Here is a 25,922-nt window from a genome sequence, read left to right as displayed (position 1 = left end):
CTGTCTCGCGTGCTCTTTTTACTTTTTAGCTAACTAGGAATCTTATTCAATTGATTACGGTAACGTGTTTCCACTGTTCCGTCATGGCGTGCAATGAGAAGCTCATCACAAATATCTAAGAACAGCCCATGTTCAACCACGCCAACTGTACTATCGAGATATCCAGCTAACCCACTTGGAATTGGTAACGGAGAAATCCCCAAATCGATAATGTAATTACCATAATGGGTGATATATCTCTTGCCATCTTGTCTTTGCCTAAAAGTGGGTTCTAAGCCAGCCTGCTCAAATTGTCTGAAGTTTTGTTCACAACTAATTGGCAAGACTTCTACAGGTAATGGGAACCCGCCCAAATGATGAACAAGTTTCCCCTCGTCCACTATCCAAACATTTTTTTTCAGAATTGACAGCCACACTCTTTTCAAGCGTTAATGCGCCACCGCCGCCCTTGATACCATTTAGTTGATCATCAACACGATCTGCCCCATCGACCACTAAATCAGCATGATCAATATCAGCCAATTCAACAACTTTAAACCCATAACTTTCTAGTTGTTCTTTGCTTCGATTTGAAGTCGTGACAATCGCCGCCAGATTCAGTGGTGTCAGCCGATCACGCTTTGCCAACTCACTGATGAACCATTTGACGGTAGATCCGGTTCCTACACCAAGAATAGACCCAGGAACAACTAATTGAGCGGCACTTGCTGCGACTTGTTGTTTTAATAACTCCTGTTCATTCATTGCCTCGCCTCCAGAGAAGCACTGACCGTCTCTCGCCACGGGATTGATGGAAAGGCTCCTAACGTTTGAACTGTAAACGATGAGGACATACTTGCGTAAATAACTGCAGCTTCGATATTAGTCAAATCAGCATTGAGTTCACTTGCGAGTGCACCAATAAAAGTATCCCCTGCAGCAGTTGTGTCGATTGCTTGAGTTTTAAATGCTGGTACAATCGCCTCATCCCCACGATAAGAAATATATGAACCCGTCGATCCCAGTGTGATGATGACACATTCAATGCCTAAATCATGAAGGAACTTAGCATTTGCAGCTAAAGAAACCTCATCCACTGCTGCGATACCTGTTATTAATTCTGATTCCGTCTCATTTGGAATAATGATATCAGTAAGCTCAAGCAACGCATCTGGAATCTTTGCTTGCGCTGGTGCTGGGTTGAGAATTGTCTTTTTACCAGCCTGATGCGCAATTTCAAAAGCTGCGATTGTGGCAGCAATTGGTGTTTCAAATTGCGCTATGACAAAATCTGCCTGTTCAATGGTATCTCGAAATTGAATGACATCTTCTGCTGTGAGTGCGAAATTTGCACCACGTTGCACAATGATTGAATTTTGACCCGAGTTTTGTAGCAAAATGTATGCTTGCCCTGTTTGCTCCTGATTCGTAATCTGAATTTGATCAGTGTTGATGTGATTGGATGCAAGCTCTCGCAGCATCATTTGACCATTATCATCATCACCGACTCGACCAATAAAACTAGTTTGTGCACCTGCTCGAGCAGCTGCAACAGCTTGATTTGCACCCTTTCCCCCTGGAGCCTTTGAAAAAGAATCCATGCTAATTGTTTCTCCCGGTTGCGGTAAAGCCTGTATTTGTAAAATATTGTCTACATTGATACTGCCAATCACTACAATTCGATTCATTATCGTGGCCTCCGTCTCACAATAAGAGGCTGGGACAAAACAAATTGTTTTGGCTCAGCCTCATTTTGTCCAAGTATTATTAATTGTCCCGTTTTATGCCATTAGAAAGTTTATCACGCTTATTCGCTCAATTCACACCGTTTTCGACAAAACAGCCAGACTTACTTTGCGTTTTCGGTTGTAACAAGTTGCAATGGTGATTCAATATTCTTTTTGACCGTCTTGCCATCAAAATGGTCGTATGCGGCTTGCAATGCTAACCGACCCATTTCTTCTGGTTGTTGAGCAACTGTTGCTGCCATATCGCCGGCCTTAACAGCCTTAATGCCATCAGCTTCACCATCGAACCCAACAATTACTAAGCTCTTTTTAGCAGCCTTAGCAGCTTGAACAGCGCCTAATGCCATTTCATCGTTTTGAGAGAAAATCCCTTTGATATCACCGTGGCCCTGCAAAATATTTTCAGTAACACTCAGGCCTTTAGCACGATCAAACCTGCAGTTTGCTTGGAGACAATATCAAGTTTGCCTTTAGTCGCGTCATCAAACCCTTTACCACGTTCACGCGTTGCGCTGGCACCTGGAATCCCCTGTAATTCAGCAATTTTTGCATCTTGCCCTAACTTGTCAATCATGAATTTAGCTGCCATTTGGCCACCCTTAGTTGAGTTTGATGCAACCAGTGTTAATACTTTCCCACCATCACTTGAACGATCAACTGTAATGACTGGAATACCAGCGTCATTGGCATCTTTAACTGCCGGTGTAATCGCGCTAGAATCAACCGGGTTAACGATTAAGACATCCACCTTTTTCTGAATCAAATCTTCAACATCATTATTCTGCTTTGCTGTATCGTTTTGTGCATCAGATACTTGAACCTTGGTATCTTTTTTATCAGCTAAATTTTCAACACCATTACGAACTGAAACAAAGAATGGATTGGAGAGCGTTGACAATGAAACACCAACCTTAATATCCTTCGCAGCCTTCTTCTCAACTTTTGTATCAGAACTCTTTCCTGAATCTAGTCCTGTGTTCCCACAAGCTGATAATGTTACCAAAGCAATAGCTGCAATCCCTACCGTGGTTAATACTTGCTTCAAAGACTTTTTCATTATTCTCTACTCCTTTTGGCTTTTAGCCTATTTTGATGAGCGACGATCCAACAGAACAGCAATTAAGATGACAATCCCTTTAACAATTTGTTGATAGAAACTCGATATCCCTAACAAGTTCATCCCATTGTTCAAAGTTCCAATAATCAAAGCACCAATCAGTGTCCCAAAAATGCGTCCTTTACCACCTGCCAGAGATGTACCACCCAATACGACGCTGCGATAGCATCCATTTCATAGCTTGTCCCAGCATCTGGTTGAGCAGAACTCAATCGACTGGTCAAAATAATGCCGGCAATTGACGCCATTAAACCCGAAATCGTGTAAATAATCATTGTGACAACATTAGTTTTCACCCCCGCAATATAGGCAGCGTTTTCATTTCCGCCCAACGCATATGTCTTTCGACCAAAAGCCGTCTTATGCAATAGTACAAATAATACCAAGTAAACAATTGCCATGATAATAATCGGGAACGGAATACCAAACAGATAACCCCGACCTAAGAATTGGAACAAAAAGCTCTGGTTCATCTTAGCACCGGTAATAGGATTACCATTCGTAAAGACGTAGGTTGCCCCCCGGAAGATTGTCATTGTGGCCAAGGTTGCGATAAACGGTGCAGCCTTCCCGTATGCGATTAGGATCCCGTTCAATAGCCCAAACACGGCCCCAAGAATCATCCCTGCAAGTAGAGCGATAGGCGCTGATACGCCATTTGCTAACATCGATGCCGTTACAGCACCAGTCAAGGCCAAGATTGATCCAACAGATAAATCAATACCACCTGTCAAAATAACAAAGGTCATCCCAAACGCAATCACAGCGTTGATTGAAACTTGACGCAATAAGTTCAACAAGTTAGAGGCTGAAATAAATCCTGGGCTCAAAACAGTAACTAAAATCACTAAAACAATTAACGCAAGTAACGGTCCCAACCGCCCCAAGATTTTTCTAACATCAAAGCTCGATTTCGTAACCTGCTTTTCTTTAGTCTGTTGCATCTTTCTTTCCTCCTGTCGCTAGCATCATGACGGATTCCTGTGTGGCATCCGCAGTATCCACAATTCCAGTAATCTGGCCCTCATACACGACTGCAATGCGATCGCTCATCCCTAATACTTCTGGAAGGTCACTTGAGATCATAATGATAGCGACATTGCGATCTGTTAGCTCATTCATCAGGTCATAAATTTCACGCTTAGCCCCTACGTCAACGCCTCGTGTTGGCTCGTCTAGAATCAAAACTTTTGATCCAGAACCAACCCACTTTGCAAGGACCACCTTCTGCTGGTTTCCCCCGCTCAAACTTCCTGCGGTTACTGATGAATCCATCGCTTTAACTGTCAATCGTTTCATCAACATATCGACAAATTCATCTGTGGCCTTATCATCAACAATACCGTGTTTCACAAAACCATTAATCGAAGGTAAAACGATATTATCGTGCAGCGAATCTTCTAGAATTAGTCCCTCGTCTTTCCGATTCTCTGTTAAAAATCCAATATTATGCGCAATTGCTTGAGATGGTGTGTGGATTTTAACCGGTTTACCATCTACAATAACCTGACCATCGCTATAATGATCAATTCCAAATATGGCACGCATAATTTCAGTGCGACCAGCACCCATCAAGCCTGAAAACGCTAAGATTTCACCTTCTCGAACCGAAAAACTCACATCGTTAAAAACACCTTTCTCGGTAAGATGCTCAACTTGTAATGCAACATCGCCAAATTTTGGATGGCGATCCGGATAAAAATCACCGATTTCACGGCCAACCATGTCTCGAACCAATTGCGTCATCGTGACATCAGCCGTTGCATATTCTTGAACAGAAATACCATCGCGCATGACCGTTACTTTGTCGGCAATTTCAAAGATTTCTTCCATTCGATGTGAAATGTAAATGAACCCGACGCCTTGTTCTTTCAATCTGTTAACAACGGAAAATAGCTGATTGATTTCTTTTTCTGTCAAGGCAGCTGTTGGTTCATCCATAATGATAATTTTTGCGTCAGTCATTAATGACTTGGCAATTTCAATCATTTGCTGTCTTCCCACACTGAGTGAAGCGATTGGTTGTGTGACGTCGATGTCAGCGCCTAGTTGTCCTAGATATTTATTAGCCTGAGCCACCATTTGTGCTCATCCATTAAGCCAAACGCATTATGGATCTCTTTATTCAGAAACATATTATCGACAACAGACATCTCAAGGAAATTATTCATTTCTTGATGAATAAAACTGATTCCGTGCTTTTCTGCGTCCAAAGGCCCCGAGAAACTTGTCTCCTGGCCATCGACTAAAATTTCACCACCATCTCGTGTATAGAGGCCCGTTAAAATATTCATTAGTGTTGATTTCCCGGCACCGTTTTCGCCCATCAATGCATGTACTTCTCCCGATTCGACAGTGAAATCAACACCCTCGAGCACTCGATTCTTACCAAATGCCTTCGAAATATTTTTCATTTCAATCTTCATCAGCATTACCTCCAACGCTGCATTTTTCTAAAATGTCACACCACTTTCAAGAATGATATTTGAATATGGCGTGGCTTCACCCGTTCGAATAAATGCCTTATCCTGCCGAAGATGCTCCTTCATCGCAGTATGCGGAATAAACTCAATTGGCACATCAATCAACTGTTTTATTGCCACTAATTGTTCAGGATTCTCAGTTTTGATTTCTTCGGCTAAGTAAACTTTTTGAATCTGTAATTCCTCTAGTACAGTTGCCAGTACATCGATAAATTTAGGTAATCCCTTAGTCACCGCTAAATCGATTTTTGTAGTTTCTTTAGGTACTGGCATCCCAGCATCGCCTATCGACAATGTATCGAAATGACCCATGTCGGCAACAACACTTGATATTTGTGTATTGAGCAAATGTCCCTTTTTCATTCTCGTTTTTCCTCCTTCAACTCACGAGTGGACTCTCGAACCGTTAATTTTGCTTTGAGTCGCACTGTTTTATAAGCTTTCTTTGGTTCATTGATCCGTTGTAAGACCATGTCGACGGTCATCTTTCCGAGCTCATTAATTGGTTGTGCCATTGTCGTGAGCGGTGGTGTTAGAAAGTCAGCCAATGGGATGTCATCAAAGCCAACAACTGAATAGTCATCCGGAATTTTTTACCTTGTGCTTGTAGGCCCCGATAAACACCGACAGCCATATCATCATTAATTGCAATAATTGCAGTTGCATCTGTTTGCACAATCTTCTGGATGACGTCTCGACCACCCTCAGGATCAAACGAGGTTCGAAAAATCAGCTCTTCTGGTAACGGAATGTTGTACTTTGCAAATGCAGCCTGATACCCAGAAAACCTTTTAAACAAGTTAACGGCCATATCATTGGGCAAAACAATCGCAATACGACGATGGCCCAATGCGAGTAAGTGGCTAGCGATTATTTCCCCCGCTTCGGCTTCATTAATCAGAACAACGTCACCATTTTTGGTCACTTCTGCTTGGTCAGTAAAGACCATTGGAACATTGGTGCTAGTTTGGACCTTATCAACGATTTCCTGGGATGCGCCAGGGGCTGCCAAAATTAGGCCTTTCTGTGTGCCACCAGAAAATTGTTCGATAAAATAATCAATATTCTCGTGAAATCCATTCACGCTGAAAACCTGCGGAAAGTAGCCCTGTGGAATGGCCTCTTGCTCAATGCTTTGCACAAAATTAGCAAAGAATTGGTTCAAAATATCTGGAATAACAATCCCAATCGAATTACGGCGTTGGCCTACTAAACCTTGCGCAAAATAGTCTGGATGGTACCCTAAGTCCTGTTGCGCCAATTTAACTTTTTGCCTTGTTTTCTCACTAAAACGATCACCTTTTCCATTCAGAATTAATGATGCAGTCGTCACCGAAATGCCTGCTCGTTCAGCAACTTCGCGAATAGTTACTTTTTTTTTCACTTCGGTCACCTTCAAATTATTTTTAAGTAAAACGTTTTACCTTTGACGCAAAGATATCATATATCCAAAAAGTAAGCGCTGTCAACGTTTCTTTTATCAAATGTTTGTCGCTGATTAATTTTCAAATCTCTTTTTGCTCCCATGATATAACAGTGTTTATGATTATCAGTAACAGCTTTTCTCTTCTGACTACTCAGTAAAAGCAACGAGGTAATCGGTTTCTCTACAAGCCTTATAATTACATCTAGTAAACATTTCACAAAATGCGGCTCATACAGTTATTTCTTAATTATTTTTTTAAATTTGTTCTTTACAGAAAAAGAGCCACAATGAAACTACTTCAGTTTCACTGTGACCCTTTTCAATATTATACTGTTATATCAACAATCAACCTTAAGTGCAAAAATTGGTGCATTTCTAAGACTTTCACTGCGTTATCAGTTTAATTTGCTAAACTTTGCTTTCCTAATCGAATGAAGTAGGTCAAGCCAAATGACAGAGCCAAGAAACCAGAAACAACCAGGTAAGGATAGTGATAGTTCAGATCCAGTAAGCTACCCGACATGATGGGTCCGATGACGTTACCGATGCTGGTGAGTGACATATTGAGACCGTTAATTAGGCCCTGGTTCTTATCCGTAATTTTAGTCAACAGCGTGGTAATAGCTGGCCGCACAATATCGATGGCCGTGAACACAAACAGTGTCGCAATGATGACTTCCACCTTGGTGTGCGCCAGAATAATCCAGACGGTGCCCGCGAGTGCGAAGAAGAAACAGTAGCGAATGACACGCGTCTCACTGAACCAACGCACCAGGCGATCAAACAAGACCACCTGAAAGACCAGTGAGATCATGCCATTGAGCGTGAGCACCAGGGCAATATTACTCAAGCTAAAGTTGAACACTTCATTGACATACAGACTATAAATACTCTCAAATCCCTGCAGTCCAAAGGATGAAATCAAGATTAAGACGAATAAAATCAGTGCTGGTCCTTTGAGCAACGACCACAGATGCCCGCGCAAATTAACTTCGGGTTCAGCACTTGCCTTTGGTACTTCTGTAATTAGATCATCTTCAGATGGTAAGAATCGCAACAGCGCCAGCGTGCTCAGTAGCCCCAGTGTCCCTGCCACCCAAAACGGGGTCTTATAGCTGATATTAGCCAACATGCCACCAATCCCAGGGCCTAAGATGAGGCCGCCACTAAAGGCCGCTGACAGATAGCCAATGACCTTGGCGCGATCGCGTTTACTGGTGATATCCGCGGCCATCGCCATGGCAGTTGGGCCAACCATCGCCGCTGAGATACCACCGATAATCCGTGAAATATCAAACAACCACAAGTGGTTGGTCAGCGCGAACAGATATTCCGACACCATGAATAGCAAAAGCCCGACCAACAAAACCGGTTTGCGACCGATGCGATCAGATGTCCGCCCCACAATGGGCGACACCACAAACTGGGCGAAGGCGAACAGCGAATTCATAATTCCCATATCCAGTGCCGTGAGATGCAGTTCATTTTTCAGAAATGGCATCACTGGAATGACCAGACTGATGCCTAGAAATACCAGAAACTCACTCAGAATCAAGATTCCGATTGCGTGTTTGATTTTGTTGTCATACGCTGCCTCCTCAATTGAATCGATGAATAAAATAACGCAACGCATACCATCTTATCAGTCTTTTCAGCAAAAGACTACCATCACAGTGAACCGTTACCAACCTTACTGTACCAATAGCATCCACCCCTAATCTGTGCTATGCTTGTTTTAATTATGACGAATGGAGTTACCTATATATGCCAACAGCACGTTCTGGCCTCAAGAGTCTCTTTCCCGTGCCCCTTCCGCCACCACAATCAGGCGTGGGACACAGCATATAAACTACCAAAACTTGGAGGAAAATAAATTATGGTTGAAGCAATTGATTTGAAGCAAGGCATGACTTTTGTCAAAGATGGGAAGCTCATCAAAGTATTGGAAACAAACCACCACAAGCCTGGTAAGGGTAACACCGTGATGCAAATGAAGTTATATGACATTCGCTCCGGTTCTACCGTTCAAACCACGATGCGCCCAACTGAAAAAGTTGAACAAGCCATCATCGATACCAAAGATGCCCAATACTTATACACGCAAGACGACACCGCCTTCTTCATGGATCTTGAAAGCTATGAACAATACGAATTACCAACCAAGAGTATTGAAGCAGAATTGAAGTACTTGCTCGAAAATACGATTGTCAAAATCGAATTCTATCAATCTGAATTGATTGGGATTACCTTGCCATCCACGGTTGAACTCACAGTCGCTGAAACCAGTCCATCCATTAAGGGTGGCTCCGTGACCGGTGGTGGTAAGCCTGCCACAATGGAAACAGGGCTTGTCGTTAACGTACCTGACTTCATCCAAGCCGGCGAAAAATTAGTGATCAACACACAAACCGGTGCTTACCAAAAGCGTGCTGGTAGCAGTAAATAAGTAACAAAAATCCTGTGACTACTCTCGTCACAGGATTTTTTAGTGCATTTTCTTAAACATAAAGAGTTTCGTTGCACGATAGTCATAGTACAACTTGGAAAAGGCAAACAGTTGGCCCGAACTCAGGTAAGAATCATCTTGAACGGTTAAACTGGGTGCACCCGCTGGTAACCCAAAGAAGTCTCCCGTGGCCGCGTCAATCATCTCGCATCCAATCACCGAATCAATAAATCCGACTTTGAACTTAGTCTGCTGTTCAACATAACCAAACAGCTGACCGTAGAGAGCCTCATCAGGAATGCTATCGATGACTGATTTCAGATAATAGGAGTGTTCAACCAGGGCCGGCGCATCATCGATTGTTCGCTGCCGGATAATCGAAATGAGTACTTGATCAGACGTGAGATTACTGACATCTGGCAAAAATCTGCTTCGGCCACTGTCACTTCACGTTGACTCACCGCCACAGTCTTCACGACTTTCCCCTGTCGCGCCATCTCTTCGGTCAGCCCCACCACGTTTGTAACGATATGGCGCCATCAATATGATGTGGCCGGACAAAAGTACCAATGCCATGGGCCTGAAAAATATAGCCTAGCTTGCCTAGCTGTGCCAAAGTTTCACGCAGCGTATAACGAGTAACGCCATACGCTGCCATTAACGCCGTTTCGCTAGGTAACTTGCCTCGGTCATCACCAATCTCGCCATTCTGGATGGCCTGAATCATGTGATTGGTCAACGTTTTAATATCAAACTTGCTTTCTCGTTGCACCATTATCTGTACTCCATTTCTGATAAACTTGCCTTATTATACACCGCAACGGATGATTATTTAGTCTGCAATGCCGGTTATAAAAGCAAGAGCCTGTGACTACCCGCAAGGGCTATGTCACAGGCTCTTTGATTAATCCAGATCAGCACCATTCGTTTCAATCACATGTTGATACCATGCGAAAGAATCCTTTTTACTGCGGGCCAAGGTTCCCTCGCCCGCATCGTTCTTATCCACATAGATGACCCCGTAGCGCTTATCCATTTGGCCCGTCCCCGCTGAGACAAGGTCGATAAAGCCCCATGGTGTATAGCCCATCAACTGAACCCCATCAATATCAACCGCTAACTTCATCTGTTCAATGTGTTGCCGTAAGTAGTCAATCCGATAATCATCGTAAATCTTGCCGTCTTCAACTTGATCGAAGGCACCAAGGCCGTTTTCAACAATGAACAATGGTAAATCATAGCGATCACTGAACCAGTTTAGCGCATACCGTAAGCCCACAGGATCGATCTCCCATCCCCATGCGGATTGCTTCAAGGTCGTATTTTTGACCTCAGGATTCTTCCCCATCGTCATGAAGTCGGCAGGTTCATCCGCTGTTGCTTGGGTGACATGCGATGCATAGTAGGAGAAACCAATATAATCCACAGTGCCTGCCCGTAAGATATCTTCGTCTTCAAGTGTCATATCGAGATTGAATTGTTGACGTTCAAAATACCGTTTCAAGAAAGCAGGATACTTGCCCTTCACCTGAACATCCGCCAAATAATAATTCGTCTGCATCGCCCGTTCAGCCTTCATCACATCGTTAGGATTGGGTGTTGCCGCATAGGTTGGACCCATTGCGACCATACAGCCGATCTCAAAATGAGGATTGATTTGATGGCCGATTTGGACTGCTAATGCACTGGCAACTGCTTCATAATGTGCTGCTTGGAACATTACTTGTTCAGTATTCTCGCCGTCTTTGATGACTAAACCAGAATTAGTGAACAATGCCCATTCATTCATCATGCCGACTTGGTTATTGATTTCGTTAAAAGTCATCCAATACTTAACCTTGTCTTTATAGCGTTTGAAGACAACAGTCGCGAATCGAACAAAGAAATCAATCAACTTGCGATTACGCCAGCCACCATATTCAGTTACCAAATGATAAGGCATCTCAAAGTGAGACAACGTAATCACCGGTTCAATGTGGTGAGCGAGTAAGTCATCGAAGAGATCATCATAGAACTTGAGCCCTGCTTCATTTGGCTCAGTCTCGTCCCCATTTGGGAATATCCGACTCCACGCGATACTGGTCCGGAAACAATTGAGTCCGAGTTCCGCAAACAGTGCGACGTCCTCATGATAGTGATGATAGAAATCAATAGCGTCATGATTGGGATAATTCTCACCAGGCAGCACACCCGAGGTGATCCGGCGAGCTGTTTTGTTGTCACCTGCTGTCATCACATCGGCAATGCTGACACCCTTGCCATCCGCTTGCCATCCGCCTTCAAATTGATGGGCAGCCACTGCGCCACCCCATAAGAAATCTTTTGGAAATACCGTCATAATTGCCTCCTATGCTTGCGCTTGTCTTTCTTCTTCCGCCACAGCCTGTTCTTGACCGTATAACTTGTTGTCATAAGACTTGATGAATGGGAACCAGATAATAAAGGCTAACAAGGCGCATAACAGCGCTAATACCGCAGCCCGCCAGTCACCCGCAGTCCCAATAAAGGCACCTAATCCAACAGGTGTTGCCATGCTGGTTGTGCAATTGGCGCATTCACCATATGCAACTTAATGGCGAAGTATGCTAATGACATTGATGCCATTGGTGCCAAGAAGAACGGAATCGCTGTATATGGGTTATAAACAACGGGCATCCCGAAGAGAATTGGTTCGTTAATGTTGAAGAAAGCTGGCACAACTGAAGCCTTCCCTAACGCACTGAGTTGTGCAGACTTAGCGAAGAATGCAATGAAGATAACCATTCCGAGGGTCGCCCCTGAACCACCGATGGTAACGAAGGTGTTGTTGAATTCAGCCGCAAAAGGAATGTTTGCCCCATGAATATTGAGTTGCATATTGGACAAAACGATTGGTGTCAGGAAGGAGGTCACGATGGTTGCCCCGTGAATCCCGACAATCCATAATGCATGCATGATGAAGTAAATGACCAACAACCCGATCCATGTGTTCGTCAACTGCGTCACAAAGCCGAATGGAATGGCGACAATCTTATAGATATCGGTATTGAAGGCGACCAAAATCCCATTGATGACAATAACGGTTAATGCAATCGCAAACGTTGGAATCAATGCTGTAAAGGAACGTGATACCCCTGCTGGCACGGTGTCAGGCATCTTAATTGTGACATTCTTTTGAACCAGCCATGCGTAAATCTTCACCGCAATAATTGACATGATGATCGCGGTAAAGATTCCGGTCGTACCTAAACGTGACACGCCACCTGCAATTTGGTAACCATCGATAATCTTGGTATCCTTCGTCACAGTTGTCACAAGGGTTGCCACACCATCTTTGAAAATCAATTGTGGGATACACATGAAGAAGGCCATCATGGATAATAAAGCCCCATTCAGTGGATTAATATCAATTTTGTGTTCTGAAGCTTGAATCTTGGTGTATTCGTAACCAAAAACCAAACAGAAGTATAAGGATAAAATCCCCATGGTGGCCCCGTTAGCCAGCATATAAAGATTGGTGATCTTATCAAATGATCCTGCCCAGATGCCTGCTAAACCACTGAAACTTTGAGGCAAAACATTAACAATCAGGAACATTGAACCCACAATGGTGAACGGAATGGATGCCATCCCCGCAGCCATTACCGCACGAACAATCGGGAACGATGCCAGCTTACCCATTGGCCCCATCAGATGATCATTCATGAATTTGAACATCTTGTTGTTTTCTGAATCCATAATAACTCCCCACTTTCTTAATTGAGACTGCTAACAAATGCTTGAATACGTTGATAATAAGTATCGCGATCATGCGCAATGAGCCAAACACGGCGCTCAATGAGTAAGCTGAACAATAGCCCGATAATAGTGGCGATGACAGCATAGCTCACGCCTTTTGTTGCAAAGAATGGGAATAAAGTCGTGGCTTGTCCTGTTGCCAATCCCATCAAGATGCCAATGTTAGCCAAGAATTGAATCCAGTACCCCCACTTGGTGACAGGTGCGTCATGGCTGCGATACCAATACTTGCCAACCTGTTCAACGGCGATTGCACCATTAACAATGAGTAACAGGACTGGTAACCATTTGATGAGTCCAGTTGTATTCACCATCAGGACGGCCCAGTACAAATTGACAAAAAGAACCCAGCAGTGAGATAACGAATTAAAAGATAGCGATTAAAATACATACTATTGATGCTGAGTTCTTTACGGCCTTGATCGTATTTGGTTTCTTGATGAGTCATTTCAGCACATCCTTTGCATGATGCGGCTAGCTAGACCGCGATTTCAGTGAAATTTCAAAATCACTACTCATTCGAATGAGTAGTTGTTCGAACGAGTTAAGCATATCAGCAAGAGACGTGGTTGTAAACGCTTTCCAAATTAAAAAACAATGAATCCGCCTTGAAAACTCACACGCCTTGTCTTTTTAGTCACAAAAAAACAACCACCGCATCATGCGGTGATTGTTTCACTCGTCGACTTAAACGCCAGCAACCGCCGCTTCAATCGGCGTATCACCAGTATGCATCGTCACAATCTTCTTCACGGTATTGTCAGCGTCTAACAGCGCAACCAATGTCGCAGCGACATCAGGAATCGGATTGACGCCACCATCAGTGACACCAAGTGCAACATGACCTGTACCAGGCTCATCCTTTAAGGTTCCCGGTTGCAAAATTGTATAATTGAGGTGGGTATTATCCATCAACCAATGGTCGCCAAAGAACTTGGCAACATTGTAGTCACTCAAACTATTCAGTTCACCGATATGCCACTTGGATGGATCTGTCGCAAAGAGTGAGCTCAATAGGAGATACCGTTTGATACCAGCTGCTTCAGCCGCCTGTGAGGTCTTCACAACACCAAAGGCATCTGTCTGCAACAAATCAGCACCACGGGAACCGGCAACAAAGTAGACGGCATCATTGCCCTTCATGGCCAGTGACATCTCCTCAACGGAACCGTGTAGGTCAAAAGCCACCGTCTGAACATCCGGACCGAAGTCTTGATCAACGTGGCGCGTGCCAGCAGAAACATGGTGTCCTGCAGCTGCTAAATCCTTGACCAGTTCTTGACCAACACGGCCACTTGCACCAATCACAAATACTTTCATCGTTATTCCTCCGTTCATATGCTTACTAATGATAAGTGAATCACTAAACTAATTTTACACTTATCCATTGCTTCTGTACAGCCTAGCACGTATACTGAAAATCTAATTGAAAAGGAAGGAACTTTATTATGACAGAAGAACGCATTTTGATGTTAGTCAAACCAGACGGCGTGGCCGATCATCACGTGGGTGAAATTATTTCACGCGTTGAACGCCGCGGCTATGTCCTAGAGGCACTCAAGGTTGTGCAAGCCACTCCTGAACAATTGGAGCAACACTACCACAAGTTGGTTGATGAACCTTTCTTTTCAGATATCAGTGAATACATGTTGTCAGGTCCGATTGTGGCGATGATTGCCAGTGGCACGAATGTCATCAAAGCGGTGCGCACCATGACAGGTAGCACGAACCCAACCGAAGCAGCCAGTGGCACCATCCGCGGTGATTTTGCGCGGGAATGGTCCGAAGGCGCAATCCACAACGTTGTCCACAGTTCAGACAGTGTCACCTCCGCCGAACGGGAAATTGGTATCTGGTTCCCTGAACGCAACGCTTAATAGAATGAAAAGCCGATGACTTTGTGTCGTCGGCTTTTTTGTGCATTCGTACACATTTTCTGCCAGATGATAAAGATTCTACTTTACATTTTGTCGCTTTCGCCCTATGATAGACAAGGATATTAATTAGAATCATTATAATTTACATATAGGGGCGATTTGATGAAAAAGAAACAAGGTCTAGCGGAACGAATCAATATTATGCGTGCCAGCGTGATGGGCGCAAACGACGGCATTCTGTCAGTCGCCGGTATCGTTATCGGGGTGGCTGGTGCGACCAGCAACAATTACGCGATTTTTCTTGCAGGGATCTCTGGGATGTTAGCCGGCACTATCTCGATGGCCATGGGCGAATACGTCAGCGTCAATGCACAACGTGACACCGAGCAACGGGCAATTATGCGCGAGAAAGTCGCTTTGGATGAACATCCAGCTACCGAAATTGATTTCATTACCCAGCGTTACGTGGATACTGGCATTCGACCTGAGCTCGCCAACAAAGCCGCGACAGAAATGCTGCAACGGGAACCATTAGTCGCCGGTGTGCGTGAACGATACGGCTTTGATCCGCGAGAGAAGACCAGTGCGATTGGTGCCGCCGTGGCGTCCATGATTTCGTTTCCCACCGGTTCAATCTTACCGCTGCTCGCGATTACCCTACTTCCTGCTAACATCAAAATTATTGGCACCATGATTGCCGTCATCATTGCCCTCTCCATTACGGGTTACGCGGCAGCAACATTAGGTAACGCTAACCGCATGAAAGCAACGCTGCGCAATGTTATTTCTGGCTTAGTCACCATGCTTGTCACCTACATGATTGGGCTGGCATTTGCACGATAGTCCCACACAAACATTTAGGAGGCAATGACAATGGAACAAACAACAAAAGCAAAACCAGCAGCAACGTTAGCTGAAAAGGCCAATACACTGCGTGCGGGTGTCCTGGGCGCAAACGATGGTATCTTAACCGTTGTCGGCGTCCTGTTCTCCGTCGCAGCCGCCACCACGAATCCGTTCACCATTTTTATCGCGGGTTTGGCCGATCTCTTGGCCTGCGCCTTTTCGATGGCATCGGGCGAATACGCCTCAGTGAGTTCGCAAAAAGACACTGAACAAGCTGTTGTCGATCAAGAAGCCGTCTTATTAGAAACAGATCACGAAACGGAACGCCAAATTGCCATCGACTATTATAAAGAGCGTGGTGTCACAACCGAAACGGCCACCCAAATCGCGGATGACTTACTGCAAAAGAATGCCTTAGCCACCATGATTCGCATCAAGTACAGCCTCGAACTGGGCCATTATATGAATCCATGGTCTGCTGCATGGTCCTCCATGTTCTCAGCAGCCCTCGGTGGAATTTTTCCCTTAATGGCGATGACCCTGCTTCCCGTCAATCTGCAATGGCCCGGCACTATTGTGGCTGTCACGGCAGCCGTTACGATTACTGGTTTCATGAGTGCCAAGCTAGGCGACGGTCTGGTCAAGCGGGCCATGATTCGTAATGTGGTTATCGGACTCATCACAATGGCGATTCACTATGGCATCGGACAAATTCTCTAATTAACTGGTACAATTATACTGATTAGAGAGGAGTCTTGTCATATGTGGTTATGGATTCACTTAATCACCTGGATTATTTTATTACTGGTACTCGCCATGGCGTTATTCACGGATGCCAAGCACCGGACACCATTTGTGATGATTGCCCGCGTTGGGTACGTCGTCATGATTGTGAGTGGTTATCTCTTAACAACGGTGGCGTTCAATCGCAACCCCGCACTCACGGTGCTCAAGTTGTTACTCGCATTCGGTTTCATCGGCCTCGCTGAAATCAGTTCTGCGCATGCTGGCAAGCTGACCGTGAGCCCCAAGTGGCGGTGGCTTGTTCTGGGCTGTTGCGTGCTCGTTGGTCTGGTTGGCTTTTTGCTGGCACAGGGACGACCATTCATGCACTATTAAAAATCGCGCATGAACAACGCCACAAATCACTCATCTAAGGCGTTAAAAAGGCATTGATCACAATTCTATGGATTGTGGTCAATGCCTTTTTTGTCTTGAAATTAATGCTGTGCTTGTTTTCGATTTTTCTCGATATACCAGTCCAACGCGTACAGCAACAGCCCGACGATGATACTTGCTAGCCCAAAGAGCAAGACGGTCGTGCTGACCGAGAATGCGATATAGATGCTGACCAGAATGGCAATCACTGGAATAATCCAGCCACCGGGAAGCCGCCAGCCGTCGTGGTCACTTTTATCGACACGCTGAATCTTGATTGTGGCTAACCCCGTGGCAATGTATTGCACCAAGGCCACGATAACGACGCAGGCGACCAAGAACAGGTAATCACCACTCAATAGCAACAAACTACTGATTGCCGTGGTGAAAATAATCGCTGTGACAGGTACCCCACCTTTATTGGTCTGCCCCAAGAACTTAGGTAGCAGTTGATGTTCTGTCGCAAGCGACGAGGCAATATACGGGGTACTAAAGGTGACCGAAATAGCAACGCCAAGAATCGATACCAACATACCCAGCACAATAATCAGCTTACCAACGGGACCCAACACTTGAGCAAACGCGACGGCAACGGGGGCATTGCTCTGGGCAATCTGACCGCCCAGCAAGCCCACCGCTGTCACCTGCACCAACGCATAAATGGCGGTCACCGCAACAATCACCGCAATCAGTGCTTTAGGTAAGTTCTTCTTGGGATTCACCATATTATTCGCCGCCACTGGCAGGAAAGTGAACCCGGAAAACATATAGAAGACAGAATTAAAGCTCTGGTTCAAATCGCCAAAGGAATGCTGTGGCGCATTCGTTAAGAACGTAGGATGAATCATCCAGATACCAATCAGAACAAACATCCCCAGGACAAACACCTTGGTTACCGAAGAAATATTGTCCGCAATATCAGAGAAATCGGCACCCACCAAGTTGATTAGTGCCAAGACAACGATCAACCCGATCCCGATGGTTTGATACCAGCCCGTCTTGAGCACATCCGGAAACAGTGTCGCTAACGTGCTCAAAAATGCGGCCACTTCGGCTGCAATCGTTATAATGCCTTGTAGCCAGGAGAAGAACCCAATTTCAAATCCTGGTAACCGTCCAAACGCATTGTACGTGTACAACCAGGCCGCCCCATCCCCAGTGAAGCGACTCGCCATATCCGCAAAACACAGCGCAATCAATAATGTTGCAATGGCCGCAATGACAATCAAACCCACGTCAAAGTTACCCGCTTGCGCGTATATTTTCCCGGGTAATAAGAAAATCCCCGAGCCAACAATCCCATTGATCCCTAAGAAAAAGACGGACCAAAACCCATTTTTTATCTGCCATTTTGTCCACTCCATTCTTGATTCCATTATAGTTAAAAAGCAAAATGATAAGTAACAATACGCTCAACATCACACTTGCCGGACAAATCAGTGCTTTTGTCTGTTGAATCTGAATTGTATTCGTTTACAATGGAGTTGACTTACAGAAAGGAAGTAAACTACTTATGGCAAATATCTTAATTCTCGGTGCCAACGGTCAAATCGCGCGCCTAGCAATTCAACAGTTACTCAGTGACGGCGAAGACCATCACCTCACCCTCTTCTTGCGCAACGCAAGCCGTTTGGCTAACCTCAAGGGGCCACGCGTCGATATCATCGATGGTGATGCCGCAGACGCCACACAACTGGAAGCGGCAATGGCACATCAAGACGTGGTTTATGCTAACTTGGCCGGCCACAATATTGAAACACAGGCCAAAGCAGTGGTCACCGCCATGGATCACGCGCAAATCAAGCGCTTGATTTGGATTTCAACACTGGGTATCTATGATGAAGTGCCTGGTAACTTTGGTAAGTGGAACCATCAAATGCTTGATAACGGTTATCTGCCAACTTATGCTGCAGCGGCTAAAGCGGTTGAAGATTCCGATCTCGATTACACCATCATCCGTCCCGCTTGGTTATCAAACGAACCTAGCATCGATTACGAAATCACACACAGAAACGATACCTTCAAAGGAACAGAAGTCTCACGTGCCAGCATCGCAGCCCTTGTTGTCGATTTGGTTGACCACCCCGATAAAGCCGTTCGCGACTCGTTGGGTGTGAACAAGCCCGGCACTGATGGCGACAAGCCTTCGTTTGAATAGCAATAAGGAGGTTGTGACAAAAGACGCTTTATCACAGCTGCTTTGAACGCGATTAGTCACGACTGTTCACAAAAATAGGAGCCTAACATTGAGTGAATATCAATTTATCCCCCTAACATCGACAAACCTGTCAGCGGCACTATCCGTCTATCAAGCTAACAGCGACTACTTTGCCTTGACTGATGAGCAACCCACGCTGGCAACTGTGCAAGCCGATTTGGCTGCCGGTCCGCCACAGTTCGATCCCGCTAACAAACACTTTCAACTCATCACACAAGATGGTCGTGTTATCGGCGTCATCGACTTGCTATTCGGCTATCCGGAAGCGTCGAGTGTCTACATCGGCTTGTTACTGATTGCGGTACACAATCATGGACACGGCCGACGCGTTCTTGCACAACTGAGCCAGTCTTGGCACCAAGCCGGATTTACCACCATCCATTTAGCCGTCCTGCAAAACAATTCCAAGGCACAACGCTTCTGGCGCGCTCAGGGCTTCTATGAGACGCAGCCGGCAACTGCAATGAGTGCCGGACAACCCGTCGCCGTCATGAGTTATGCCAAACAACTGGACAAATAATCGCAATTCACAGCATAAAAATAGCCTGTGACTGCCCCATTTCAGGGTGGTCACAGGCCATTTTGTTTGCCCAATTTAATCAGCAACTCGCACAATCGTTCGGCCCAAATACCGCTTAGTGGACCAGGCCGCAATCGTTTCAGGCAGATCATCAAAACCGATCTCTCGGGTCGGAATCTGTTCACTCACACGCCAGTCAGTGGCCAAATGGGTCCACACTGCCTCACGCTTTTGGTGATCGACCTGAACTGAATCGATGCCAAAGACTGAGATACCGCGCAAGATGAATGGCAAGACATTAGTATCAAAGGCGATACCCGCCGAATTACCGCACATAGTCATGACGCCGTTCATGGCGAGTTGTGGAACAATCGCACTCGCGACGGCACCGCCGACGGTATCCACAGCCGCGCCGAATCGCTGTTTCTGCAGCGGTTTGGTGCTGGTCATCAGTTCATCCGCCATCACGATTGCGGTCGCCCCGTGTGCTTCTACCCATGCCTGTTGTTCCGCGTGCCGAATCAACGCCAGCCGGTTGGTGAACCCCATTTGCCGCAGTAACAAAAGTGCAACACTGCCGACACCACCTGTCGCACCACTAACAAGAATCAGTGCCTTGCGGTCAACCTCGGTCAGTGCCTGAACCGATAAGCCCGCTGTAAAGCCAGCCGTTCCGTACTGCATGGCTTCACGCGGACTCATGCCACTCGGTAATGGGATGACCCAATCTCCGGGTACCGTCGCGATTTCAGCAAAGCCACCGGGATGCGACACACCTAAACCATATCCCGTCGCCAAGACCGCCTGCCCGACCTGAAAGCGGGCATCCTGCGTGGCGACAATCGTGCCACTGAGATCAATCCCCGGTGTCATGGGATACTGGCGAATGACACCACCATTAGCCTGGGTCGCTAACACATCTTTGTAATTAATGCTCGAGTACGCCACCTGAATGCGGACCGTGTCGGGTGCCAATGCCGCCGTCGTGACTTTTTGCTGCTTAAAATGGACGGTTTCTTCCTGTTGTTCAACTTGATAGGATCGATAGGTTGTCATCATGATTCCTCCCAGCGACGTCCGCAATCAGCGTCGCATACCATATTACCCGCAGTACGCAATCGGGTTCTCTTTAATTGTAACCCTTTTCACAATTAATTAACCAGCCAATTTTGGGTAGCTTACATAATCCGATTCTTAGGATCCAGCGCCATCGATTCTGAAAGCAAGACTTCACCGTACAAGCGATTAGCCGTCTCCTCATCCAAAATGTGCCGCTTAACCTGATCTAGCAAATAGGCACGCTCAGCTTGAAAGGCGACCATGAGCGCGCGCTGTTGATCCATGCCGCGTAAGCTCGCGTACACCGATGAGTCATTGGACACCGTCCGCCATTGATGCAGAAACCCAGCCAACGAATTATTACCGATTTGGTCATACAAATCGTACTGAACGCTTTCGAGCGCAATTGGTGATAACCCCAAATTATTGATCGCACCCATGCCTTCTGCGACCATCTCTTCGCGGACCGCTTGCAGGCGCTGTCGACGGTTCACGAGGTCAAAGTCCAACGGCAAGATTATTTTGAAGAGGATGGTTGGCACCAACATGCTCAGAATAATCACGACTGTCTCAACCATGATCACAAAATTGAAGGTGCTGCGACTCACGCCGGCACTCATGATTGAGAACGTCATCGCTAACGTGATGGTGCCGTGCACCCCACCCAGCGCAAACAGATGGGCTTCGCGCCGACTGGTCCGCACAAACAAACGCGCGTACACATACCGACTCACTAACAGGAGGACATACACGGCCAGTCCCACACCAATCCACGTCAATGAATGGAACATGGTAGTGAAGCCGCTCGCAATCACTCGTTCTAGGCTGATACCCAAGACGACAAACACGAACCCATTCAATATCTGTGTGGCAAAATCCGTGAATTGCTTGCTGAAATGCGATTGTCGTGGCGAAGCAAAACGGCTGCGGCTCGCTTCACTGTTGTGCATCAAGCCGCCCGAAACCACCGCAATAATCGGTGAGACGTGGACGGCTTCAGCGACCAAGTAGAGCATGAATGGCGTCAGGAAATAGATCAGAGCTTGGGATGAGACCACATCAAATCGTGTCCGCACCAGATATTGTCGGATCAACATCAGCAGGATTTCGGCACCGGCTCCGATGACGATGCCACCGATTGCGGCATACAAAAACGACTGCACATTTTGAGTAAAAGCAAGGTGTCCCGTCACTGCCCAGAGCACACCTGCTTGTAGGAGAATAATCCCAGTCGCATCATTGAATAGCGATTCAAGGCGTAAGCGATCCTTGAGTTGCTTTGGAAAGACACGCGCCTCGGCCACTGAATCAAACGCGGTGGCGTCGGTGGGTGTGCTAATCGCCGCAATCATCAATGCCAGCGGAAAAGCGAGCCCTAATTGATGGAGCACTAAGGCAATCACCACAGCAGACGCTAAGGCGAGTCCAACGGCGGTGCCCAGAATCCCACTCATCCGCGCCTTGACCCGCTGAATCGGTGTCAATTGACCCTCAAAAAGAGTAGTGGTGCGATAATCAGTAACATAAACACTTCATCGTTGAATTCAGGCACGATGGTATTCAACACGGGAATTGCTGCAATCCCCACACCGACTAAGATGTTGATGTAACTACTTGCCACGCCAGGAATTCCTTTTCCGATAAAATTGCTCAATGCAACAGCAATCATGATGACAAATGAGGAGGCCATTAACCCCATAGGTGACACCTGCTTTCTTTTTTCGCGAATAATCTATTATACCGACATCTACTTACAAATTACTAGTAAAATTTAATCACGACACCTAAGCGTCGCACAAAAGCCTAGGACCAGTCTCAACTGATTGGCCCCAGGCTTTTTGATTTCAGACATGCCGACAATTATTTCTTGTCCAATTTGAGCGCGTATTGTTTTCCCGCCGTAATATCATACTGCAATAGCTGATAGTCGCGGAAGACACGTTTCTGTGAGCGACTCAGCTTATCGTAAGTCTCTTCCTGACCGGTCTGCGTGATAAAGCGTGTGCCAACGGTCGGGTCATCCTGCGCATTGTCTACCTTATCCCATTGAACGGGCAGCTTGGTCTGCACATCACTCAACAAGGCCATGATTGGATCGACTTTAGCCCCACCTTGAGCCGCAGCCAACGCTGGGAAATCATTCGGTGAAACATACGTCGTCTTTTGGTCAGCTTCTTCACTGCCCCGTGTTCACGCGCATACTTATTCGCATAAACAAAATAGTCGGTGGCGTGTAGGTCTACTTGATTAGGTGTGTTGAACAAGGCCGCCAAGTGATCACCATAAAAGACCCAGATGATCGGTTTCTTGATCTGATCAATCTCGTGCTTGAACTGCTTCACCGCGGCATCCGTATATGCCAAGCCTTGAGTGTAGTGCTCAATGCTGGCTTTCTTGCTGGCATCGAAGCCCGTTCCAGAGACGGTGTAGTCGTGATCAGGGTACAAATCCTTATCAAATGGCATATGGTTTTGAATCGAAATCAGATTCATGAACTGACCGCCCTTGCGCGCATTGATCTGGTGCAACGCATTATCGTACGCCGTGGCGTCTGACAGATAAGGCGATTGCCCCATCCGCTTCTGGTCATAGATGGTGTACTTGCTGCCCAGATAGGCGAATTTGTTGAAATCAAACTTCTTGTACACCGCTGGGCGATTGTAGAACCCACCGCGATAAGGATGAATGGCGCTGTCATAATCAAAATAACTACCGATTGTCGGCGCAACTTTTTGCTTGGTGACCAACTGCGTATATGGAATCCGCAGCGTGGTATCAAAGTTACCCAGTGACATCCCTGTCAACGTCATGTATTCCATGTTCGCCGTCCCACCACCGTAACCAAAGCTCAACATCGATCCAGCCGTGGTTTCTTTCTTGAGTGCACGAATCGTTGGGATTGGATCTTTGTTCAGCTTCAAGCCCGGAATATTGGCGGGATCAGAGAAGCTCTCTGAGAGATTGAAGACCACAGTCAGATCTTTCAATTGATTATCTCGCGTGCGGTTGATTGTTTTAGCACGTTTTTGATACTTCTTAATCAGCTTTTTCATTGTGGCTTCGGAATAACCCGCTGGTTTGGCCATGGTGGTCACATCCAACTGGCTGGCAAACTGAAGCACGGGACCATTGCTCTGTGCATAGAGCTTCAGGCTGGTTGCGTTGACTTCAACACCCAGCGTCCGCAACACATTGGCCCCCATTGAGCCCGTGTGATGCAAGAAGCCCAGTGAGGCAATCATCGCCGCGCCCACCGCAATCTTGAGCAGGCGCTGCCACCAAGGTTGTTTGGCGCTCTGGCTGCGATGGTCCAAATAAATCAGGCCACCGATCAACACAACAACGACCACAATCATGGCAACGAACATGCCCGTGCCAACCATATTGATTAACGCTGGCAATGATTTTAACTCTGCCAGGTCCGATGGCAAAATCGGCTCGTTGCGATCCGCCAACTTCAATAGATTAGCTACGGCAAACGTTAAGGTACTCAGACTGACCAGTAACAGAGAAAACCAATACCGATTGGTCAGACCCAGCAAGACCCAATAGGCCATTGCCAACACTAAGGTCCCGGCTAGCATCTGCGGAAAATTAGTCATGATGGTCGATGAGAAGATATTGTTATTCACATTAACCAAGTTCTCAACGGTCTTGAAATCCTGGTTCATCAACAGTGATGAGGCAACCTGTGTCGCAAAGAGAATCGTCCCCGCCATGAGTGGCCGTTGATATTGCTGCCACAAATAACTCAAAAACTGTTTGGGCGCTGTCGCAATCTGCGTCAAGGCGACATCGAGTGGCCGATCGTCATTGACGGTGTTGCGCCACACCCGCGTCATTTTTGCAATTAAGACAGCGACTATCGCGATCAACAACACGCCCAGCCATGCGACAAATGTGGCGGGTAGATACCAGCTGCGGCCAGTGACCTGATCCGCGTGAAATAGTTCGGTCAGTAATGCCTTGGTGAAGCCCACAAATTTGCCGGGACTCATCGCTAAAAGCATCACTAGTAAACTCAAGCGCAGCGAGACACTGGGTTCTGGCAAGTGCCACTTGTGCTGCAATCGTGTGAGCTGTTGGGCAAGCCATGCAGCTGGTACCACCGTCAGCGGTGATAATGCACTCAGCCAACGCGTTGCCTGCGCTAGACTACCCGATCGCGTGGTATTGATCCAGGCAAACAACAAAACACCCAACAGGCCGATACCCGTCCACAGTAGTGCCCGCCACGTCAGCCGCGGCGTCTCTTCTGCATCACTGGCAATCAGCCAATAGACCAGAACCGCCGTCAATGACAGTCCGGCACCGAAACCGAAAACATCTTGGCCGGCAAGTATTGGCAGACTGAGCAATGGTACGAGCGCTAACCAAAAGCGACCGTCGTGAGGCCAGCGTCGCACATACGGCTGCATCAGACTACCCAAAATTGTCCCAGTGAGCAACGGCCAGGTATTCCGTGTCATGAGAAAGACCATGTTGTAGAAATCTTGTGACCACAATTGGTCATTCAACACGACCGCAACAAACAGCGTTAGCATGCCGCCCAGCCAAACCGTTAGCCAAATGCGAATGGTTGCCCCAAAGGATAACTCACGTCGCGTATGTAAAAGCCAGAGCCAACCGGTCACAAAGCCCACATTCAGTACATATTTGAGGCCATTCATAAACAACCATGTCTTAGTGATGGTTGTGGCGCTCACCAGCTTGACCCAGGCGCCGTCAGAACCGAAGAACCAGAAGCTCAGGCCAAAAATCAGGGCAAATATCGCAGTCGGGATCAGATTCAGTCCCGCTTTGAAATTTATTTTTCTCATTAGCGCCACCCTTTATTTGATTTCCCGGGCAATGTACATCGGTCGCCGCTTCACTTCCAAGTAAATGCGGCCGATATAGCGGCCCAAGATTCCAATCGCAAGAAGCTGTAAGCCACCGATAAGTAAGAAAATCGATACCATGGATGGCCAGCCCGCTGTAGGATCACCGTAGATAGCGGCCCGAATCACGATGAAAATCAGGGCAATCAAGGCACCCAACGCGCTGATACCCCCCAACCAAGAAACAAAGGCCAATGGCGCATCTGAGAAATCGATAATCCCATCCAGTGAGTATTTGAACAGACTGGTGAAGGACCACGATGTTTCACCATGCTGTCGCTCCACGTTGGCATATGGCAGGTATTTGGCGTTAAACCCAATCCAGCCAAAGATCCCCTTGGAGAATCGATTGCGTTCACTCATTTCAAGAATCGCTGCCACCACTTGT

19 protein-coding genes and 8 pseudogenes are annotated in these 25,922 nt (G+C 46.5%); 7 read left to right on the top strand and 20 right to left on the bottom strand.

Annotated elements, in window-relative coordinates:
- Positions 1-29: 29 nt before the first annotated feature.
- From rpiA to JCM17471_RS11630, 8 genes and pseudogenes are all read right to left on the bottom strand, one after another.
- Positions 30-744 (bottom strand): annotated as a pseudogene (gene rpiA, locus JCM17471_RS11670) (ribose-5-phosphate isomerase RpiA).
- The gene (rbsK, locus tag JCM17471_RS11665; protein ID WP_054778008.1) at positions 741-1,667 is read right to left on the bottom strand and encodes a ribokinase; all 927 of its coding nucleotides are present in this window, start codon (positions 1,665-1,667) and stop codon (positions 741-743) included. Before rbsK ends, rpiA begins: the two are co-directional and overlap by 4 nt.
- A gap of 161 nt (positions 1,668-1,828) precedes the next feature.
- Positions 1,829-2,784: pseudogene (locus tag JCM17471_RS11660) on the bottom strand (substrate-binding domain-containing protein).
- Between the two features lie 27 nt (positions 2,785-2,811).
- Positions 2,812-3,788: pseudogene (locus JCM17471_RS11655) on the bottom strand (ABC transporter permease subunit).
- Positions 3,775-5,270: pseudogene (locus JCM17471_RS11650) on the bottom strand (sugar ABC transporter ATP-binding protein). Before JCM17471_RS11650 ends, JCM17471_RS11655 begins: the two co-directional pseudogenes overlap by 14 nt.
- Before the next feature lie 27 nt (positions 5,271-5,297).
- Positions 5,298-5,690 carry a D-ribose pyranase gene (gene rbsD / locus JCM17471_RS11645; RefSeq protein WP_054778007.1) on the bottom strand — a complete coding sequence of 131 codons (393 nt, stop codon included), beginning with the start codon at positions 5,688-5,690 and terminating at the stop codon, positions 5,298-5,300.
- A pseudogene (locus JCM17471_RS11640) lies at positions 5,687-6,660 on the bottom strand (LacI family DNA-binding transcriptional regulator). The gene rbsD and the pseudogene JCM17471_RS11640 overlap by 4 nt, the downstream one beginning before the upstream one ends.
- 493 nt (positions 6,661-7,153) lie before the next feature.
- A complete protein-coding gene (locus tag JCM17471_RS11630; RefSeq protein WP_054778005.1) occupies positions 7,154-8,386 on the bottom strand; it encodes an MFS transporter in 1,233 nt (410 codons plus the stop codon).
- 243 nt (positions 8,387-8,629) lie between these two features.
- Here JCM17471_RS11630 and efp point away from each other — a divergent pair, with 243 nt between their 5' ends.
- Positions 8,630-9,199, top strand: coding sequence for an elongation factor P (efp, locus tag JCM17471_RS11625; RefSeq protein ID WP_054778004.1), 570 nt, complete (start codon positions 8,630-8,632; stop codon positions 9,197-9,199).
- A gap of 39 nt (positions 9,200-9,238) precedes the next feature.
- On the opposite strand, the pseudogene JCM17471_RS11620 reads toward efp, so the two are convergent.
- The 5 genes and pseudogenes from JCM17471_RS11620 to JCM17471_RS11600 all read right to left on the bottom strand — a co-directional run bounded on the left by JCM17471_RS11620 (position 9,239) and on the right by JCM17471_RS11600 (position 14,296).
- A pseudogene (locus JCM17471_RS11620) lies at positions 9,239-9,974 on the bottom strand (GntR family transcriptional regulator).
- 129 nt (positions 9,975-10,103) lie between these two features.
- Positions 10,104-11,537 carry a 6-phospho-beta-glucosidase gene (locus JCM17471_RS11615; protein ID WP_054778003.1) on the bottom strand — a complete coding sequence of 478 codons (1,434 nt, stop codon included), beginning with the start codon at positions 11,535-11,537 and terminating at the stop codon, positions 10,104-10,106.
- Between the two features lie 9 nt (positions 11,538-11,546).
- Positions 11,547-12,916, bottom strand: a pseudogene (gene celB / locus JCM17471_RS11610) (PTS cellobiose transporter subunit IIC).
- Positions 12,917-12,933: 17 nt separating this feature from the next.
- Entirely contained in the window at positions 12,934-13,290 is a 357-nt protein-coding gene (locus tag JCM17471_RS11605; RefSeq protein ID WP_225354293.1) for a PTS cellobiose transporter subunit IIC, read from the bottom strand.
- A 373-nt stretch (positions 13,291-13,663) separates the two neighbouring features.
- The gene (locus JCM17471_RS11600) at positions 13,664-14,296 is read right to left on the bottom strand and encodes an NAD(P)H-binding protein (protein ID WP_054778002.1); all 633 of its coding nucleotides are present in this window, start codon (positions 14,294-14,296) and stop codon (positions 13,664-13,666) included.
- Positions 14,297-14,424: 128 nt separating this feature from the next.
- Between JCM17471_RS11600 and ndk the strand changes: the two genes are divergently transcribed.
- The 4 genes from ndk to JCM17471_RS11580 all read left to right on the top strand — a co-directional run bounded on the left by ndk (position 14,425) and on the right by JCM17471_RS11580 (position 16,818).
- A complete protein-coding gene (gene ndk / locus JCM17471_RS11595) occupies positions 14,425-14,853 on the top strand; it encodes a nucleoside-diphosphate kinase (protein ID WP_054778001.1) in 429 nt (142 codons plus the stop codon).
- A 162-nt stretch (positions 14,854-15,015) separates the two neighbouring features.
- Complete coding sequence (locus tag JCM17471_RS11590) at positions 15,016-15,696, top strand: VIT1/CCC1 transporter family protein (protein ID WP_054778000.1); 681 nt, start codon at positions 15,016-15,018, stop codon at positions 15,694-15,696.
- Positions 15,697-15,720: 24 nt separating this feature from the next.
- Positions 15,721-16,419 (top strand): VIT1/CCC1 transporter family protein, encoded by a 699-nt coding sequence (locus JCM17471_RS11585; RefSeq protein WP_054777999.1) that lies wholly within the window; start codon positions 15,721-15,723, stop codon positions 16,417-16,419.
- A 42-nt stretch (positions 16,420-16,461) separates the two neighbouring features.
- Complete coding sequence (locus JCM17471_RS11580) at positions 16,462-16,818, top strand: DUF1516 family protein (protein ID WP_054777998.1); 357 nt, start codon at positions 16,462-16,464, stop codon at positions 16,816-16,818.
- Positions 16,819-16,919: 101 nt separating this feature from the next.
- On the opposite strand, the gene JCM17471_RS11575 is transcribed toward JCM17471_RS11580, so the two are convergent.
- Positions 16,920-18,221 (bottom strand): APC family permease, encoded by a 1,302-nt coding sequence (locus tag JCM17471_RS11575; RefSeq protein ID WP_054777997.1) that lies wholly within the window; start codon positions 18,219-18,221, stop codon positions 16,920-16,922.
- 149 nt (positions 18,222-18,370) lie between these two features.
- On the opposite strand from JCM17471_RS11575, the gene JCM17471_RS11570 reads away from it, so the two are divergent.
- Both JCM17471_RS11570 and JCM17471_RS11565 read left to right on the top strand, forming a co-directional pair.
- Positions 18,371-19,015: an SDR family oxidoreductase gene (locus JCM17471_RS11570; protein ID WP_054777996.1), complete on the top strand. Its 645-nt coding sequence runs from the start codon at positions 18,371-18,373 to the stop codon at positions 19,013-19,015.
- Positions 19,016-19,103: 88 nt separating this feature from the next.
- Entirely contained in the window at positions 19,104-19,595 is a 492-nt protein-coding gene (locus JCM17471_RS11565) for a GNAT family N-acetyltransferase (protein WP_054777995.1), read from the top strand.
- A 75-nt stretch (positions 19,596-19,670) separates the two neighbouring features.
- Here JCM17471_RS11565 and JCM17471_RS11560 read toward each other — a convergent pair whose 3' ends face one another.
- From JCM17471_RS11560 to JCM17471_RS11540, 6 genes and pseudogenes are all read right to left on the bottom strand, one after another.
- Positions 19,671-20,651 carry an acrylyl-CoA reductase family protein gene (locus tag JCM17471_RS11560; protein WP_054777994.1) on the bottom strand — a complete coding sequence of 327 codons (981 nt, stop codon included), beginning with the start codon at positions 20,649-20,651 and terminating at the stop codon, positions 19,671-19,673.
- Positions 20,652-20,773: 122 nt separating this feature from the next.
- Positions 20,774-22,138, bottom strand: coding sequence for a cation:proton antiporter (locus tag JCM17471_RS11555; protein ID WP_225354291.1), 1,365 nt, complete (start codon positions 22,136-22,138; stop codon positions 20,774-20,776).
- Entirely contained in the window at positions 22,135-22,353 is a 219-nt protein-coding gene (locus JCM17471_RS15570) for a hypothetical protein (protein WP_225354290.1), read from the bottom strand. The genes JCM17471_RS11555 and JCM17471_RS15570 overlap by 4 nt, the downstream gene beginning before the upstream one ends.
- 161 nt (positions 22,354-22,514) lie before the next feature.
- Positions 22,515-22,781: a hypothetical protein gene (locus JCM17471_RS15565; RefSeq protein WP_225354289.1), complete on the bottom strand. Its 267-nt coding sequence runs from the start codon at positions 22,779-22,781 to the stop codon at positions 22,515-22,517.
- On the bottom strand, positions 22,730-25,474 hold the full coding sequence (locus JCM17471_RS15560; RefSeq protein WP_054777992.1) for an LTA synthase family protein: 2,745 nt from the start codon (positions 25,472-25,474) through the stop codon (positions 22,730-22,732). The genes JCM17471_RS15565 and JCM17471_RS15560 overlap by 52 nt, the downstream gene beginning before the upstream one ends.
- 12 nt (positions 25,475-25,486) lie before the next feature.
- A pseudogene (locus JCM17471_RS11540) lies at positions 25,487-25,922 on the bottom strand (glycosyltransferase family 2 protein); the annotation flags it as partial.

The sequence above is a fragment of the Lacticaseibacillus saniviri JCM 17471 = DSM 24301 genome, from assembly GCF_001311785.1.
In the GTDB taxonomy this organism is placed as follows: Bacteria; Bacillota; Bacilli; order Lactobacillales; family Lactobacillaceae; genus Lacticaseibacillus; species Lacticaseibacillus saniviri.
The sequence above is the reverse complement of the archived record's forward strand: the minus strand, read 5'-3'. Positions and strand labels throughout refer to the sequence as shown.

Bases quoted from the DNA above. Each gene is read 5' to 3' on its own strand.
- rbsK (WP_054778008.1), bottom strand. From the start codon at position 1,667: ATGAATCGAATTGTAGTGATTGGCAGTATCAATGTAGACAATATTTTA.
- rbsD (WP_054778007.1), bottom strand. From the start codon at position 5,690: ATGAAAAAGGGACATTTGCTCAATACACAAATATCAAGTGTTGTTGCC.
- JCM17471_RS11630 (WP_054778005.1), bottom strand. From the start codon at position 8,386: ATGCGTTGCGTTATTTTATTCATCGATTCAATTGAGGAGGCAGCGTAT.
- efp (WP_054778004.1), top strand. From the start codon at position 8,630: ATGGTTGAAGCAATTGATTTGAAGCAAGGCATGACTTTTGTCAAAGAT.
- JCM17471_RS11615 (WP_054778003.1), bottom strand. From the start codon at position 11,537: ATGACGGTATTTCCAAAAGATTTCTTATGGGGTGGCGCAGTGGCTGCC.
- JCM17471_RS11605 (WP_225354293.1), bottom strand. From the start codon at position 13,290: ATGGTGAATACAACTGGACTCATCAAATGGTTACCAGTCCTGTTACTC.
- JCM17471_RS11600 (WP_054778002.1), bottom strand. From the start codon at position 14,296: ATGAAAGTATTTGTGATTGGTGCAAGTGGCCGTGTTGGTCAAGAACTG.
- ndk (WP_054778001.1), top strand. From the start codon at position 14,425: ATGACAGAAGAACGCATTTTGATGTTAGTCAAACCAGACGGCGTGGCC.
- JCM17471_RS11590 (WP_054778000.1), top strand. From the start codon at position 15,016: ATGAAAAAGAAACAAGGTCTAGCGGAACGAATCAATATTATGCGTGCC.
- JCM17471_RS11585 (WP_054777999.1), top strand. From the start codon at position 15,721: ATGACAATGGAACAAACAACAAAAGCAAAACCAGCAGCAACGTTAGCT.
- JCM17471_RS11580 (WP_054777998.1), top strand. From the start codon at position 16,462: ATGTGGTTATGGATTCACTTAATCACCTGGATTATTTTATTACTGGTA.
- JCM17471_RS11575 (WP_054777997.1), bottom strand. From the start codon at position 18,221: ATGGAGTGGACAAAATGGCAGATAAAAAATGGGTTTTGGTCCGTCTTT.
- JCM17471_RS11570 (WP_054777996.1), top strand. From the start codon at position 18,371: ATGGCAAATATCTTAATTCTCGGTGCCAACGGTCAAATCGCGCGCCTA.
- JCM17471_RS11560 (WP_054777994.1), bottom strand. From the start codon at position 20,651: ATGACAACCTATCGATCCTATCAAGTTGAACAACAGGAAGAAACCGTC.
- JCM17471_RS15570 (WP_225354290.1), bottom strand. From the start codon at position 22,353: ATGGGGTTAATGGCCTCCTCATTTGTCATCATGATTGCTGTTGCATTG.
- JCM17471_RS15560 (WP_054777992.1), bottom strand. From the start codon at position 25,474: ATGAGAAAAATAAATTTCAAAGCGGGACTGAATCTGATCCCGACTGCG.